This is a genomic window from Bradyrhizobium australafricanum (assembly GCF_020329495.1).
Classification (GTDB): domain Bacteria; phylum Pseudomonadota; class Alphaproteobacteria; order Rhizobiales; family Xanthobacteraceae; genus Bradyrhizobium; species Bradyrhizobium australafricanum.
Map to the genome: position 1 here is coordinate 1 of NZ_JAGKJL010000112.1, position 14185 is coordinate 14185.

A 14185-nucleotide genomic window follows, 5' to 3' on the forward strand; every position below is an offset into this window, starting at 1 on the left:
GTTCGACCTTTACCCCACCCGGCTGCTCGGCGACAGCGGCTATGGCTCGGCCGAGATGCTCGGCTGGTTGGTTTACGAGCACGGGATCGAGCCGCATGTGACGGTGTTCGACAAGTCGGCCCGCGCGGACGGGACCTTTTCGCGCGAGGACTTCACCTATGACCACACCAGCGACCTCTATACCTGCCCCGGTGGCAAGATGCTGACCACAACCGGAACACTGGTGAACGATGGCGCAACGATGCTCTACCGGGCGAGCAAGTACGATTGCACCAGCTGCGCCTTGAAGGCTCGCTGCTGCCCCAAGGACTCCGTCCGCAAAGTGTCTCGCTCGATCTACGAGGGCGCTCGCGATATGGCGCGGGAGATAGCACGATCATGGGAGGGCCGTACTTCACGCCGCTTGCGGAAGAAGATCGAGATGCTGTTTGCGCGCCTCAAGCGCATTCTCAAGCTCGACCGTTTACGATTACGAGGCCCAAACGGCGCTCGCGATGAGTTCACTCTCGCAGCCACCGCGCAAAACCTCCGGAAGATGGCCAAGCTGATCGCGATGCCTATAGCAAGACCCGCATAGGGACCCCCTCGATCTCTTCGCCGGCCCAGCTATTACAGCGGAATACCGCCGGCCTTTTTCAACGGAATCGGCCAATCCCGGACATCTTGGGAGGCAGTCGCCTCCAATCGGGTCTTCGGGCGGAACCAGTTGCTTCTCAGGGGCGTCCAGTGGCGTAGAACGTTAGTTGCCCCCGAAGCGGGACGTGCCGAAATCGCCGTTCGGGGCGAACGAGCAGCACGAGTGCCATCGGCACGCATACTCTCTCAAGAGACCGACCCTTTTTCGGTTTCGCATCACCATTCACCACGAAGTGCACGCGCCGCCTCGCGGCGGCTCGTTGCGTAACCTCGGAGCAAAACGATGAACAAAATTGATCGAAGGTCAGCACTGGCAATCGGGTTGGCAGCGGCTTCGGCGGGCATGATGAAGCCCGCCGACGCTCAAACCACGGGCTACAAGGATACGACGCCGTGGCCCGGTGTCGTGGTGCCGCTTTCACGCTAGTGACGCAGAATTCGTCTACGGCGTCACCCTCATCACCTCCGCATCGAGCTACACCGTCAGCGTCGGCGTGCCGACCTTCCTGGTGCGCGGCGACGTCTATTTCTGGGGCTCGATGATGGGCGCCTGCCTGATCGCAAGCGTTCCCATCGCGATCATCTACAATCTCTTCGTCGACCGCTTCGTGGCTGGCTTTACGGTGGGGGCGGTGAAATAGGGCGTTGGCGATGTCAGGCGCGAGCATGTCGGATCAGGAACGCGAACTGCATGATGTGAACGGCTGCCTTGAACGTTTTTTCACCTTGCGCTCGGAATTCGCGCAATGTCTGGGAGACGCCCAGGACGGCACGGCGCGCGAAGCGTTGGAGAATGTCCTGGGTCATATCGAGGCGCTGGAACGCGAGTACCGCGCGCGCCGGGACGAACGGCGGGAGCAGCAGGCTACGAGACCCTGGCTAGCTCGCCGACCCGCGAGCGCGAACCGCTGCCTTCAATCTGAAAACACGATCCGCAGGATGGGCGCGATGGCCGTGCGAGAAGAACTTTGCCGACGTCAAGATCGTAAATCCTCTTCGGTGAGGTAGGCACCGCGGTGAGTGCCAAGGCGGATAGCCCCACGAAGCCCATTGAGTTCAGCTCTTCCCTTCGTTGCTCACAATGCCGACGCCCGCAGCCCACACGGCCACAATGGTCCGATCGCGCTGCGTTTGCTGAGGTGGTCGCGCCCCGCTCCTTCGTTGCTGTCAAAGCAAAAGCATTTCGCGTGCCTGTGCGGCACGGCGAGTGCTCGGTGAGAGACCGGCATAAAAGGACTGTCGGTTTGAGAGTGCGATGCCCGCCGACGGCATTTCCCGCTGCAGATTCGCCTCGAACTGAGACGTCGGCACGTCCCGTCGGAAGAGCAGCTCTAAACAAGACTACACGATCCGACGCCCATCCAAAAAACGCCGAACGCGGCACAAAGAATTCTGCCAAAACCGGTGACCCCAATGTCCGAATCGGGATCAGTTGCCGGACCTCGACGCGCCCAAGCACGAGGCGCCGCTTTGCCCCTATCAACGGAGATCGTCAGCTTGGCGCGGGAGGTCCGATAAGTGCCAGCGCGAGATATTCGACAAGTAACATGCAACGGCAAGATCGAACGCGGCACCGCCGGCCGCCACGGATTCGATTTTTCTGTATAGCTTCAGAGCAAACGGCTGAAGCGGTCAGGGCTCAGCCGCCCCGTGGCGGTAGCAAGAGCCGATGACGCCTGTCGGCGGCGATCCGCTAACCGTACTCGAGTCTCACGATTTACTTAGCGTTTGCTGCTTCCGCCTTCAATTGCTCGGCTTTTCCTGTCCGCCATGTGATTCAAATACGCCAAGATCAGCCCGAGTTCCTCATCGCTCAGGTCCTCTTCGGCAAAGCTGGGCATCCGTTGCTCGGGCCAAAACCCGAACCGAGCGTGGATCTCGGATCAGCGCGCGCAAACCGGCATCGGTGAAGTACTCTATCGGGTTCATCGGCAAATTCAGATCGGGGCCAGCCGACGCCGATCCTGCCTGGTTCATCGTGTGGCATGTGAAACATTTGTTCACGAAGAGGGTTTGCCCGTCTCGTGCTGGATGGAGGGCAGGGAGCATGGGATCAACCGCGAGCGAGGGCCACCGCTTGGCTGGCGCGTCTTGCACCGACAAACTGACAATTTGGTAGGGCCACATCATGGTTGGGACGGATGACGCTCGATCGCCGAGCCATACGACATAGAAGGCGCCTGCGCTCTTATCCTTACCTGGAATTGGTGGCCACGGCCTGTCGGCGGCTTCGATTGCCATATACGCGACGATGCCGTCGTTGGCGTAGACCAGATCGCGAGGGAGTTGCGTCGCGAAGCCGTCTTGCGCTACCGCTTCCACCACGGCATCGGGCGGAATGGCAACTCCTCCAAGCAAGTTCGCGAGCGCGACGGCTCGATACATCCGAGGAGTACGGTATGCGACATCACGCGACGTGGTGATTTCGACGACATCCGTGCGGGCAAGCAGCGCGTCCCGATCGAAGATATGGACGCCGCCATCGGCTGACACCGTCAACGTCGGATCGGTTGCCCAAACCGATGTTGGCATTGTGAAGGCAACCAGCGAGAAAGCTAACGTGACAGCGAGCCCGATCATCGTTGTAGGCATATCCGAAGCGTCCCTCGAACGCGGCGATGGTAGACGCACAATGCGACTATCGAAAGAGCTGCATCTATTCCCAGCTCCTCCAGCAGCGAAGCCCAACTCTTCGAAAAATCTCGTCTCGTGTGCGCCACTGCGTAAGGGCTCTTGACCAAAAGCGCGCCGTTCGAGGAGGCAGCCCTCGCTAAATACAGAACCATTCGCCCCGCTTTGTGGTAGGTTTCTAGACGTCCATACCTTGAACAAAGCGAAAGTAAAACAGGAGGATGGGCCCGACACAGACAATCAATCAGATCCTACGGAGCCGTCCGCAGTTTCTCAGCGAGGTCAGTTTGCCTGAGACCGTACGAGGGGGGGTCCCAGGATAGATGTTCTCGCTCACCTCGAAGAGACGCTCATGACGGCTCTGTATGAAGAGGGAGAGACGATCATGATCAAGGTGAAGATTAACGGCCAGGAACTGAACTGGGATGGCGATGCTGATCTTCCGCTACTGTGGTTTATCCGCGATGAGGTGGGCCTGACGGGCACCAAGTTCGGCTGCGGCCAGGCCCTCTGCGGTTCATGCACCGTCATCGTCGACAAGCAGGCGGTGCGCGCCTGCATCACCTCCGTATCCGACGTCCGTGGCCGCGAGGTCACCACCATCGAAGGCCTTCATCCAACTGGCGATCACCCGGTGCAAAAGGCCTGGCGGCAGCTCAACGTGCCGCAATGCGGCTTTTGCCAGACCGGCCAGATCATGCAGGCAGCGGCGCTATTGATGGATAATCCAAAACCGTCGCACGACCAGATCCGCGAATCCCTGTCCGGGAATATCTGCCGGTGCGGCTGCTACCAGCGCATCGAAAACGCCGTCCATCTCGCATCGACGGGGGTCTGACCATGAACATCATCACCAATCCCAAGAAGCTCCGTGGCTTTGAGCGATACGTCAAAGTCGACAACGTTTCACGCCGCAGCATCCTGAAGGGCCTCGGGTTGGCCGGCGGCTTCGCTTTGGCCGCTCCCGTGATGTCGCGCCCTGGCTTTGCTGCGTCCCAGACCGGCGCGGACAAGATGCCACACGGTACCGTGGTGGACCCGCGCGTGTTCGTCGCGATCGCACCGGACGGCATTGTCACCATCGTCGCGCATCGCGCCGAGATGGGAACCGGCGTGCGCACCAGCCTGCCCCTGATCGTCGCCGAAGAGCTGGAGGCCGACTGGAAGCGCGTCCGCGTCCAGCAGGCGCATGGCGACGAGGTCAAGTTCGGCAACCAGGATACCGACGGCTCGCGCAGCACGCGGCACTATCTAATGCCGATGCGGCAGATCGGCGCGTCGGCCCGCACCATGCTCGAGCAGGCCGCGGCGAAACGCTGGGGCGTGCCGGCGAGCGAGGTGAAGGCCGCCAATCACGAAGTCGTCCACAGCGCGAGCGGTCGCAAGCTCGGCTTTGGTGAATTGGCCGCCGACGCGGCAAAGCAGTCGGTGCCGAGCGTCGAGGGCCTCAAGCTCAAGGACCCCAAGGACTTCCGCTATCTCGGCAAGGGCGAGATCAGCATGGTCGACCTCCGCGACATCACGACGGGGGCGGCCCGCTACGGGGCCGACGTGCGGCTGCCCGGCATGAAATATGCCATCATCGCGCGCCCGCCGGTCACCGGCGGCAAGGTGGTGTCGTTCGACGGCTCGGAAGCGATGAAGGTTTCCGGGGTCGAGAAGGTTTTGGAAGTAAAGGGCTGGCCATGGCCCTCCAAATTCCAGCCGCTCGGAGGCGTCGCCGTGATCGCGCGCAACACGGGGGCGGCGATCAAGGGACGCGATGCACTGAAGATCACCTGGGACGACGGCCCCAACGCCAAATATGACTCGATCGCCTACCGCGGCCAACTCGAGGAAGCCGCACGCAAGCCCGGCCTCGTCGTGCGCAAGGAGGGCGACGTCGAGGCCGCGCTGAAAGGCGCCGACAAGGTGATCGTCGGTGAGTACTACCTGCCGCATCTTGCCCACGTCGCCATGGAGCCGCCAGTGGCGGTCGCCGACGTCAAGGGCGACAAGGCCGAAATCTGGGCTCCTGTGCAAAGCGCCGGCGGAACGCGCGAGGACGTCGCCAAGACGCTGGACATCCCCCAGGAAAACGTGACTGTCAACGTCACCCTGCTCGGGGGCGGCTTTGGCCGCAAATCCAAATGCGATTTCGCGCTGGAGGCGGCTCTGCTTTCAAAGGAGCTCGGCGCGCCGGTCAAGGTGCAGTGGACGCGGGAAGACGACATCCGTAACGGCTTCCTGCACACCGTCTCGGTCGAGCGCATCGAGGCAGGCCTCGACAAGAGCGGCAAGGTGATTGCTTGGCAGCATCGGAGCGTCGCACCGTCCATTGCCTCGACCTTCGCGGCGGGCACGGTGCACCAGGCACCGTTCGAACTCGGCATGGGGCTGGTCGACATGCCCTTCGAGATCGCCAATGTGCAGTGCGAGAACCCGGAAGCGGCCGCACATACCCGTGTCGGCTGGTTCCGCTCGGTCTCGAACATCCCCCGCGCCTTTGCGGTGCAGTCCATGGTCGCCGAGATCGCCCACGCGACCAACCGCGACCCGAAGGACATGCTGCTCGAGCTGATCGGCGCACCGCGGATCCTCAACCTCACCTCGGTCAAGGACTTGTGGAACTATGGCGAGCCCTATGACAGCTATCCGATCGACACCGGACGGCTGCGCAAGGTGGTCGAGCTGGTTGCCGACAAAGGTGGCTGGGGACGGGCCGTACCCAAGGGACACGGGCTTGGCATTGCCGCTCACCGCAGCTTCGTCAGCTATATCGCGACCATTGTCGAAGTCGCCGTTGACGAGAAGGGCAAGCTCACAGTGCCCCGGGTCGATACCGTCATTGATTGTGGAACCTACGTTAATCCGGAGCGGATCCAGTCGCAGATCGAGGGCACTGCGATCATGGGCCTCAGCCTCGCCAAACATGGCGCGATCACCTTCAAGGACGGTAAGGTGCAACAAAGCAATTTCGACGATTTCCCGGTGATCCGGATCGACGAATCGCCCGGCGTAACGAATGTCTACATCGTGCCTTCCGGTCCAGACACGCCGCCCAGCGGCGTTGGCGAGCCCGGCGTGCCGCCCTTTGCCCCAGCGCTGATCAACGCGATATTTGCAGCGACCGGCAAGCGTATCCGGGCGCTGCCGATCGGCAAACAGCTGGAGACGTGAGGCGGAACGCAAGCTCGTAACGACCGTTGCATCGATCTGAACAGGAGACGGATCAATGAAACCCAACTCAACGGCGCTCGCAGTATCGATATTGGCGGGCGCCCTTCTTTTGAACGCACAGGCTGCCAGCGCGCAGGCAAACCCGCCGCCTGCCACCGCCACGCGGCCGGCCAAAAATCCCGCGGAGCAAAGCTCGGTGCCCAGCAACGCTCCGCCCGCTACCACGACCCAGACCACAGGCGAATCGAGCCGCGATCCGACAGTGAAGAAGATGAACGAGGACGAGAAAGGGAAGGTCGAGACCAAGGGCAAATAGAAACAGAAGCGGCGGACCTTTCGGTTCGCCGCTTACTCACCTCGAGGCTTCACGCGCGGCTATTTCTTGACGGCGAATACCCAGACTACGCCGCCCTGCGGCACATTGTTTTCCACCCCGATGTTCTGGGTGGTCAGCGCATCCTGGATGCGTTGCGCGTCGACGCCCCAGCCGGACTGGATGGCGATATATTGCGTGCCGTCGACCTCATAGGACATCGGCATGCCCATGATGCCGGAGTTGGTCTTCTGCTCCCACAACAGCTCGCCGCTCTTGGCGTCAAATGCGCGGAAGTTGCGATCATTGGTCCCGCCGGCAAAGACGAGATCGCCCGCAGTCGCAAGCACCGAACCGAACAATTGCGACTTCGGGAAGGTGTGCGACCAGACTTTCTTACCGGTTGCGGGATCCCAAGCCTGCAGTTCGCCGATATGCTTGGCGCCGGGACGGATCGTCAGGCCGATGTCCTCCGGCTTGGTGCCGAGCCAAAGCTGCCCTGGAACCAGCGCCACCTTCTCACCGGAGAAGCCGCCGCAGGTGTTTTCGTTGGCCGGAACGTAGACGTATTTGGTCTTCTGACTGTAGGCCGCCGACGGCCAGTCCTTGCCGCCCCACAGTGACGGGCAGAACTCGACCCGCTTGCCGACCACCGGCTTGTGCGCGGGGTCGACAATCGGCTTGCCGGTCTCGGGCTCAATGCCTTTCCAGACATCGGTATGAACATAGGGCCAGCCGGTTACGTAGCTGATCTTATCCGGCTTGCGCTCCAGGACCCAGAAGATTGCGTTACGTCCCGGATGGATCAGGCTCTTGATGGTCCGGCCATCCCTTTGCAGGTCGACCAGTATCGGCGCCTCCACCTCGTCCCAATCCCAGGAGTCGTTCGGATGGTACTGGAAATGTGCCTTGATCTTGCCAGTCTCGGGATCGAGACCGAGCACGGAGCTTGTGTAGAGGTTGTCACCAGGGTGAGCATCCCCGGGCCACGGCGCAGCATTACCAACACCCCAATAGATGGTCTTGGTGTCCTTGTCGTAGTTGCCGGTCATCCAGGCCGATCCGCCGCCGGACTTCCAGTCGTCGCCCGTCCAGGTCTCACTGCCGGATTCACCTGGTGCTGGGATCGTGAAGGTGCGCCACAATTCCTTGCCGCTGTCGGCGTCATAAGCCACCACGTAGCCACGGACGCCGAACTCGCCGCCAGAGCCGCCGACGATGACCTTGCCTTCGATGACCAAGGGCATCAGCGTGAGATACTGCCCCTTCTTGTAGTCCTGGACTTTGGTGTCCCAGACCACCTTGCCCGTCTTCGCGTCGAGCGCAACCACGTGATCATCGGTCGTGGCGAGATAGAGCTTGTCCTGCCACAGGCCGACGCCGCGGTTGGTCGGATGCAGCTGGAACAAATCTTCCGGTAGCTGCCGCTTGTAGCGCCAATATTCTTCGCCGGTCTTGGCATTGACTGCGATCACCTGGCCCATCGGTGTGGTGACGAACATCGCACCGTTGTTGACGATCGGTGGTGCCTCATGGCCCTCGATCACGCCGGTGGAGAAGGTCCACACGGGGGTGAGATTCTTGACGTTGGAGGTATTGATCTGCTCGAGCGGACTGTAGCCCTGTCCGTCATAGGTCCGCCGATATAGCATCCAGTTGCCGGGCTCGGGATTTTCCAGGCGGGCTTGCGTCACCGGGCTGTAATTTTCGATCGGACCGGCGACAGCAGCGGTTGAGATAAGAGTTGTGCACGCAACACAACCCGATAGAAGCCAGTGCTTTCTGGTCATGGACGTCATCTCCCTAGCTCTTTTCTCTGCATACCCTTGGTGATGCGATCATCTGGGGCGAGTCCTATGCGACCGCGCTCCATCACCCTGGTTGTTGAGCACCTACCTTTCCAACAAATGTTGCAGCTATGGTGAGCGAGCCGTCGGCTGTTGCCAGCGGCAGTGCCGGCAGACGCCGGGACGCGGGCCCGAATACGACTTGCGCGCCTTTCCGGGGATTGAATTCGGAATTGTGACAAAAGCACTTGAGAACGTCTTTGTCGCCCGTCTCGGACTTCAGCCAGCCGGTGACAGAACATCCGGCGTGAGTACAGATGGCCGAATAGGCTGCAATGCCCTCCGCTGAGCGTGAGCGGGTCTCCTCATCCATTTCGTCGGGATCAAGCCTTATGACCAGAATCTCGTTCAGCCGCGAGCCATTGCGGACGACCGAGGTCTTGGGGTCCTTTGGCCAGGCGTGTAGCGGCGGTTCGCCGAGCTTCACATCATCGGGCGTGACGATAGCGCCGGCGCGTTCGCCCTCGGAGATAACAAGAAGATCGCCTTTCTTCGGCCGGTCGCTGCTGCCGGGCTGATCTTCCTGCGCCGCAGCGAATCTCCCAACCGACAGCAACGCTCCGGTGGCGAGCGTGGTCAAAAGAAGCGAGCGTCGCGACCGCTTCGGACACGGCATTTGTCTTCTCCAGCTCCGCCGCGAGCCCGGATCTCAGTCGCGAGTAACCTCGGCGCAAAACGGCAAGAGGTACGGACTCCGTCAGGCACACGAGACTACGCTCAATCGTGTTACGCCTCCAGAATGCTCGGCGCGGCTTTTCACCGCTGCCCGTCGCCCCGGTCGAGGTGCAACCTCAAGCATGTGCTAAATGGGATTCAGTTATCGTTTAAGGGTGGTGGGCGCGATGCTGACCAATCGACGATCGCGGTCGCGGGCAAAGTCGGATGGTCCCAACTGTGAGAGTGGAACTCTGCAAATGGGTCGAGCAGTATTCGAGCGAGCACGGCGTCCTCAACGCGTGCGCCGCGCTTCTGCGGAGTGACCTCCTTGCAGTAGCGGTCGATCAGATCGGACAGCCTCAGCGTCTTGAGGATACTGGTGTCGGCAGGAAGGTCAGACCGATCCGCCCGGACCTCCATATCCCTTGCCCAGGCTTCCGCATCCTTCCTCTTGAGGAAGGATTTGGACAGCGGCGGGGCGCCCGATCGCCTGACCTGCACCTGCCATTTTGCGCCTCTTTGCCGGATCGTAGCCATGGGTCCTCTCGCTGTGACACAGTTGTGACAGCGAGGTTTTCGGCGACTGGGATGGATCGGGTCCGATGGGCCAGAAACGCCTGCAAACAAGGCATTTCAGAAATGGCGCGCCGCGGCCGATGAAGATGGGAACTATTGCTTCGCCGTGGCGCTATGATGCAGCGGCCGCCGACGTGATCCGGCCAGACAATCAACGACGGACTGCGATCTTGCGCTACGTCTCATGGGCGAATGTCTTCCCGATTTCACGGGTGGTCCGGTCACCCTTCGATTGCGGCAATTTCAATCAATCCTGCGAACGGCGCGATGGGCCATTCGACGACATAGCCTCGCGTCTTCGAGGATGTTCGGATAATCCGGAGCGAACATCGGTCAATGCGGCTGACATTTCGACTGGATGACAATGACCGATATCGACTACTAGGTAGACATCCCGCGTTTGGTATTGCCGTGTGATCCGTCGTACAAATGCGCTGGGTTGGATTGCGGGCCATGGTGCAAGAGCGACCGGTCCGGGTCGAGCGCAGGTTATCGGCGATTTTGGCTGCCGACGTGGCTGGCTATTCGCGGCTCATGCATAATGACAAAGAGGCTACCCACGCCAAGCTAACCGTGCTGCTAACGGAAGCTGTCCAGCCAGCAATCACTGAACACGGTGGCCACATCGTGAAGAACAACGGGGACGGGTTCTTGGCAGAGTTTCCGCGCGCGGTCGAGGCGGTTCGAACCGCGATGCAGTTCCAGACTCGTATTCATGAACTTACAATCGGTGACGTGCAAGACAGGCGCATTGCTTTCCGTGTGGGCATCAATATCGGCGACGTAATTGTTGAACCGCATGACATTTTTGGGGATGGCGTAAATGTTGCGGCGCGGCTTGAGGGCGTCGCAGAATCTGGCGGCATCTGCATCTCGTCTTCTGCCTACGATCAAGTCCAAGGCAAGGTCGGGGTTGAGTTCGGCGATCTGGGCGAGCGGAACCTCAAAAACATCGCCCGTCCGGTCCGGGTCTATCGAATGCGGCCATGCGATGCAGCAACGAGCCAGTCCCCGCTGTTGCGCCCTGACACGCCTCCGATTGTTTCGTTTCCGAACATGTTTGGTGGCTTTCCGTTCCGCGTGTGGCCGACGCTTGGTGGGCGGCGCGCTCGGATGGCTCTAGTGATTGCCTCGCTGCTCTCCATGACCGGCGGCGTAGCTTATTGGTATGTCCGTCAAGGCGAGCCGCAGCCTCTAAACCATCGCTTGTCGATCGTCGTGCTGCCATTCACGAATCTAAGCAATGCATCCGAGCAGGAATACTTTGCTGAAGGTATTACTGACGACCTGAGTGCCGATCTTTCACGGATCGAGGATCGTTTCGTGATCGCGCACAGCACAGCCCGCGCCTACAAGAATGTTGACCCGAAGCGCGTTGGCCGCGAACTCGGCGTACGCTACATCCCCGATGGCAGCCTGCGCAGAACGGACTCACTGGTCCGGATCAATGCCCGGCTGATTGATGCCCGGACCGGCGCGGAGATCCGGTCGGAGCGCGTGGACGGTGACTGGTCCAAATCGATGCAGCTTCAGGATATCATCACCGGTCGACTGGCGCGGCGCCTTGATCTTGAACTGACAAACCAGGAAAGCCGCGACGCGGAGGCTATGCGGCCAAACAACCCTGACGCGGTCGATCTCACGATGCGCGGATGGGCTGTGCTCAACCAACCCTATTCGCGAGCAGTTGTCGCAGTCGCGTGCCCTTTTCGAACGTGCGCTCCAAATCGATCCAGGCTTCCCAAAGGCGTTGGTGGGCCTGGCGGAGACTCTGGCAATGGGGGTCAACTATCGTTGGAGAGATGCGCCGGCAGATCAGCTACGGCGTGCTGAGAACGCCGTAGTCCAGGTCCTGTCAAAGTTTCCCAGTGATGCGATGGCACATTTTGTAAAGGGAGAGATCCAGCGGGCCAGGGGTAGGAATGTTGAGGCCGCGGTCGGCGAGTACGAAGCGGCAATGGCGATCAACCCCAGCCTTGCCCCGGCCCATGGCGCGCTCGGCGCCGCCAAGATCCGCGTCGGCCGCTCCGCGGAGGCATTCGCGCCGCTCCAAATGGCCATCCAGCTCAGCCCCCCGTGATCCGCTGCTAAGCACGTGGTACTTCTACATCGGCCATGCACACTCCCATCTCGGGCAGTATGAGGCGGCGATTGATTGGTGCGGCCGCTCCATCGCGGTGCAGCCTCTTTGGATTGCCTACGCAGATCTCGCCGCCGCCCGCGCACTAACGGGACATGAGCGTGAAGCTCACGCCGCCGTCGCCGAGCTTCGTCGGCTCAGGCCGAACTACACCGTCACCGAGTGGTTGCAGGATGGCAAGGGGTGGTCAGAACACCGTCTTCCTTGCCGAGTTTCAGCGCATTGCCGAGGGTTTGCGTAAGGCGGGTCTGCCGGAGTGAGAGGTTGGAGAGAGCCTAGCAAAGAGCCGCGACGGGATGCGACGGCGCGACGCGCAACAATGGCGCACCCGACACGATTCGAACGTGTGGCCTTCGCCTTCGGAGGGCAGCGCTAAGCGACGGCCTCAAATAGCAATTTGAGATGGTTGCAGGTCCAGGAATTGAAGTGCGTCAGGAGAAGCTCATGATGTCTAGCGGATGAAAGTTCTGCCGAGGTAAGTCTTAGCCAGACGCCTCGTAGCGAGTCTTGGGTCCGAACCGGTAACGGCAGGACCAAGCGTAGACAGCAAGCGTGCAGGGTGTGTATTGGGCCACGTAATCGGATCGTCGCGGTCGCCGAGGCTGCTTCAAAAGTCGAAGGCAATACCGGGATCTGCGCTAAAGGCGAGCAGGTTCTGGGCCGCCGGGGTCGGAGACCACATCACGCGCGCACAGAAATCATGGGAACCTGAGAAACCTCATGTGCTCCGGCTCGTCACCGGAGGGGGAATTGGCCGAGCGAAAAGCAGAGGCTGTTCCTCAGGCACGGCAGGGTGGCGGATCGGGGCGTAGTACTGTCGATGGCGGCGAAGGCGCCGAGTCGACCGGAGGGAAGGCCCCGACTGATGGGAAACTCCGGTGAGCAGGCACGGGACCGGACACAGAGCCGGGTCATCCTGTCAGCCAATCTCGCCAGGGTGAATGAGGCGGCCAAACGGTCGCGCCAGACTAGGTTCACGGCGCTGCTGCACCACGTTGACGTCGCTGCGCTCGAAAGGGCGTATCGACGGCTGCGGCGGCAGGCGGCGCCCGGGGTAGACGGGGTGACAGTGGAATCCTACGGGCAAGACCTCGAAGGTAATCTTCGCGATCTAGCCGACAGGGTCCATGGCGGCCGCTATCGGCCGTTGCCGGTTCGCCGGACGTACATCCCAAAGGCTGACGGCGGTCAGCGGCCTCTCGGCATCCTCGCGCTGGAAGATAAAGTCGTCCAGGGTGCGGTGGCGGAGATCTTGAGCGCCATCTATGAAGCCGACTTCCTCGATTGCTCCTTTGGCTTCCGACCCAGGCGCAGTGCTCATCAGGCACTGCGGGTGGTGCGCGAAGCCATCACGACGGAGCCAGTGAACTGGGTACTCGATGCCGACATCCGCCGATACTTCGACAGCGTTGACCACGACTGGCTGCTGCGGATGCTGGCGCACAGGATTGCCGATCCGAGAGTCCTGCGGCTGATTGGCCAATGGCTCCGTGCCGGCATCCTGGAGGATGGCGTGTACGCCGATACGGTGGAAGGAACGCCCCAGGGCGCGGGCATCAGCCCGCTGCTCGCCAACATCTTCCTGCATTATGTGCTCGATCTCTGGGTGGAGCAGTGGAAGCGGAGGCATGCGACCGGTCAGGTACGGCTGGTCCGATATGCCGACGACTACTTCTCCTATTCCAGCGACGGCAGGATGCAGAGACGATGATGGCGGCCTTGGCGGAGCGACTGGCCAAGTTCGGTCTTCATCTTCATGAGGACAAGACACGGCTGATCGAGTTCGGACGGTTTGCTGAAGAAAACCGTCGGCGCAAGGGCAGGGCGCGGCCGGAGGTGTTCGACTTCCTGGGCTTCACGCATTACTGCGGCAAGACCAGAGCTGGGCGCTTCCTCCACTGCCAGAAGACCCAAAGGAAGCGGATGATCTGCGTATTTCGCAAAAACGGGACAGCGGTTTCGCTAACTGACGGACAGCAGTTTCGCTAAATCGCGGACAGCGTGGCGGCGCTGGCTTTTGGTTGCCTGGTTGTTGAAGTCAGTTGATATTCGTTTCGCTGTTTTCGACGTCGGTCAAGGGGCGCGCGGCTTTTTTCCTTCGCATGCTGTCGCCTTCGAGGGCGATACGGTGGGAGTTGTGGATGATCCGGTCGAGGATAGCATCTGCGATGGTTGGCTCGCCGATCATGTCGTGCCATTGGGCAACGGGCAGCTGAGCGGTAATCA

The 14185-nt window shown here is 61.0% G+C and carries 17 protein-coding genes; 12 read left to right on the forward strand and 5 right to left on the reverse strand.

The window, feature by feature from the left end:
* The 4 genes from J6525_RS44155 to J6525_RS44170 form a co-directional block, all read left to right on the forward strand.
* On the forward strand, positions 1–577 hold a 577-nt coding region (locus J6525_RS44155), incomplete at its 5' end, for a transposase (protein WP_225649335.1).
* Between the two features lie 342 nt (positions 578–919).
* Positions 920–1063, forward strand: coding sequence for a hypothetical protein (locus tag J6525_RS44160; RefSeq protein WP_225649336.1), 144 nt, complete (start codon positions 920–922; stop codon positions 1061–1063).
* A complete protein-coding gene (locus J6525_RS44165) occupies positions 1038–1277 on the forward strand; it encodes an ABC transporter permease family protein (protein ID WP_225649337.1) in 240 nt (79 codons plus the stop codon). The genes J6525_RS44160 and J6525_RS44165 overlap by 26 nt, the downstream gene beginning before the upstream one ends.
* Positions 1278–1302: 25 nt before the next feature.
* On the forward strand, positions 1303–1644 hold the full coding sequence (locus tag J6525_RS44170; protein ID WP_225649338.1) for a hypothetical protein: 342 nt from the start codon (positions 1303–1305) through the stop codon (positions 1642–1644).
* Between the two features lie 798 nt (positions 1645–2442).
* Here J6525_RS44170 and J6525_RS44175 read toward each other — a convergent pair.
* Positions 2443–3216, reverse strand: coding sequence for a c-type cytochrome (locus tag J6525_RS44175; RefSeq protein WP_225649339.1), 774 nt, complete (start codon positions 3214–3216; stop codon positions 2443–2445).
* Between the two features lie 436 nt (positions 3217–3652).
* Here J6525_RS44175 and J6525_RS44180 point away from each other — a divergent pair, with 436 nt between their 5' ends.
* Genes J6525_RS44180 through J6525_RS44190 form a run of 3 tightly spaced genes read left to right on the forward strand, consistent with a single transcriptional unit; the run spans position 3653 to position 6742 of the window.
* On the forward strand, positions 3653–4105 hold the full coding sequence (locus J6525_RS44180; protein ID WP_225649348.1) for a (2Fe-2S)-binding protein: 453 nt from the start codon (positions 3653–3655) through the stop codon (positions 4103–4105).
* A gap of 2 nt (positions 4106–4107) precedes the next feature.
* Complete coding sequence (locus tag J6525_RS44185; protein ID WP_225649340.1) at positions 4108–6426, forward strand: xanthine dehydrogenase family protein molybdopterin-binding subunit; 2319 nt, start codon at positions 4108–4110, stop codon at positions 6424–6426.
* A 55-nt stretch (positions 6427–6481) separates the two neighbouring features.
* Positions 6482–6742 carry a hypothetical protein gene (locus J6525_RS44190; protein ID WP_225649341.1) on the forward strand — a complete coding sequence of 87 codons (261 nt, stop codon included), beginning with the start codon at positions 6482–6484 and terminating at the stop codon, positions 6740–6742.
* Positions 6743–6801: 59 nt separating this feature from the next.
* On the opposite strand, the gene J6525_RS44195 is transcribed toward J6525_RS44190, so the two are convergent.
* From J6525_RS44195 to J6525_RS44205, 3 genes are all read right to left on the reverse strand, one after another.
* Positions 6802–8529 carry a methanol/ethanol family PQQ-dependent dehydrogenase gene (locus J6525_RS44195; protein ID WP_225649342.1) on the reverse strand — a complete coding sequence of 576 codons (1728 nt, stop codon included), beginning with the start codon at positions 8527–8529 and terminating at the stop codon, positions 6802–6804.
* An 82-nt stretch (positions 8530–8611) separates the two neighbouring features.
* Positions 8612–9202 (reverse strand): QcrA and Rieske domain-containing protein, encoded by a 591-nt coding sequence (locus tag J6525_RS44200; protein ID WP_225649343.1) that lies wholly within the window; start codon positions 9200–9202, stop codon positions 8612–8614.
* 197 nt (positions 9203–9399) lie between these two features.
* Entirely contained in the window at positions 9400–9780 is a 381-nt protein-coding gene (locus J6525_RS44205) for a hypothetical protein (RefSeq protein ID WP_225649344.1), read from the reverse strand.
* Positions 9781–9845: 65 nt separating this feature from the next.
* Between J6525_RS44205 and J6525_RS44210 the strand changes: the two genes are divergently transcribed.
* From J6525_RS44210 to J6525_RS44225, 5 genes are all read left to right on the forward strand, one after another.
* Positions 9846–10181 (forward strand): hypothetical protein, encoded by a 336-nt coding sequence (locus J6525_RS44210; RefSeq protein ID WP_225649345.1) that lies wholly within the window; start codon positions 9846–9848, stop codon positions 10179–10181.
* A gap of 91 nt (positions 10182–10272) precedes the next feature.
* Positions 10273–11652: an adenylate/guanylate cyclase domain-containing protein gene (locus J6525_RS44215; protein WP_446471742.1), complete on the forward strand. Its 1380-nt coding sequence runs from the start codon at positions 10273–10275 to the stop codon at positions 11650–11652.
* Positions 11653–11695: 43 nt separating this feature from the next.
* On the forward strand, positions 11696–11899 hold the full coding sequence (locus J6525_RS47995; RefSeq protein WP_512699765.1) for a hypothetical protein: 204 nt from the start codon (positions 11696–11698) through the stop codon (positions 11897–11899).
* A gap of 925 nt (positions 11900–12824) precedes the next feature.
* Entirely contained in the window at positions 12825–13670 is an 846-nt protein-coding gene (locus J6525_RS44220; protein WP_225649346.1) for a reverse transcriptase domain-containing protein, read from the forward strand.
* The gene (locus tag J6525_RS44225; RefSeq protein ID WP_225649347.1) at positions 13667–13948 is read left to right on the forward strand and encodes a hypothetical protein; all 282 of its coding nucleotides are present in this window, start codon (positions 13667–13669) and stop codon (positions 13946–13948) included. The genes J6525_RS44220 and J6525_RS44225 overlap by 4 nt, the downstream gene beginning before the upstream one ends.
* 49 nt (positions 13949–13997) lie before the next feature.
* Here the strand turns inward: J6525_RS44225 and J6525_RS44230 are convergent.
* Positions 13998–14185 (reverse strand): ATP-binding protein (locus J6525_RS44230; RefSeq protein ID WP_225648267.1); only part of this gene is annotated, 188 nt, incomplete at its 5' end.

Excerpts from the sequence above, each read along its gene's own strand:
- J6525_RS47995 (WP_512699765.1), top strand. The coding sequence starts at position 11,696 with ATGGCACATTTTGTAAAGGGAGAGATCCAGCGGGCCAGGGGTAGGAAT.
- J6525_RS44175 (WP_225649339.1), bottom strand. The coding sequence starts at position 3,216 with ATGATCGGGCTCGCTGTCACGTTAGCTTTCTCGCTGGTTGCCTTCACA.
- J6525_RS44180 (WP_225649348.1), top strand. The coding sequence starts at position 3,653 with ATGATCAAGGTGAAGATTAACGGCCAGGAACTGAACTGGGATGGCGAT.
- J6525_RS44185 (WP_225649340.1), top strand. The coding sequence starts at position 4,108 with ATGAACATCATCACCAATCCCAAGAAGCTCCGTGGCTTTGAGCGATAC.
- J6525_RS44160 (WP_225649336.1), top strand. The coding sequence starts at position 920 with ATGAACAAAATTGATCGAAGGTCAGCACTGGCAATCGGGTTGGCAGCG.
- J6525_RS44215 (WP_446471742.1), top strand. The coding sequence starts at position 10,273 with ATGGTGCAAGAGCGACCGGTCCGGGTCGAGCGCAGGTTATCGGCGATT.
- J6525_RS44225 (WP_225649347.1), top strand. The coding sequence starts at position 13,667 with ATGATGGCGGCCTTGGCGGAGCGACTGGCCAAGTTCGGTCTTCATCTT.
- J6525_RS44190 (WP_225649341.1), top strand. The coding sequence starts at position 6,482 with ATGAAACCCAACTCAACGGCGCTCGCAGTATCGATATTGGCGGGCGCC.
- J6525_RS44170 (WP_225649338.1), top strand. The coding sequence starts at position 1,303 with ATGTCGGATCAGGAACGCGAACTGCATGATGTGAACGGCTGCCTTGAA.
- J6525_RS44205 (WP_225649344.1), bottom strand. The coding sequence starts at position 9,780 with ATGGCTACGATCCGGCAAAGAGGCGCAAAATGGCAGGTGCAGGTCAGG.
- J6525_RS44210 (WP_225649345.1), top strand. The coding sequence starts at position 9,846 with ATGGGCCAGAAACGCCTGCAAACAAGGCATTTCAGAAATGGCGCGCCG.
- J6525_RS44200 (WP_225649343.1), bottom strand. The coding sequence starts at position 9,202 with ATGCCGTGTCCGAAGCGGTCGCGACGCTCGCTTCTTTTGACCACGCTC.
- J6525_RS44220 (WP_225649346.1), top strand. The coding sequence starts at position 12,825 with ATGGGAAACTCCGGTGAGCAGGCACGGGACCGGACACAGAGCCGGGTC.
- J6525_RS44195 (WP_225649342.1), bottom strand. The coding sequence starts at position 8,529 with ATGACCAGAAAGCACTGGCTTCTATCGGGTTGTGTTGCGTGCACAACT.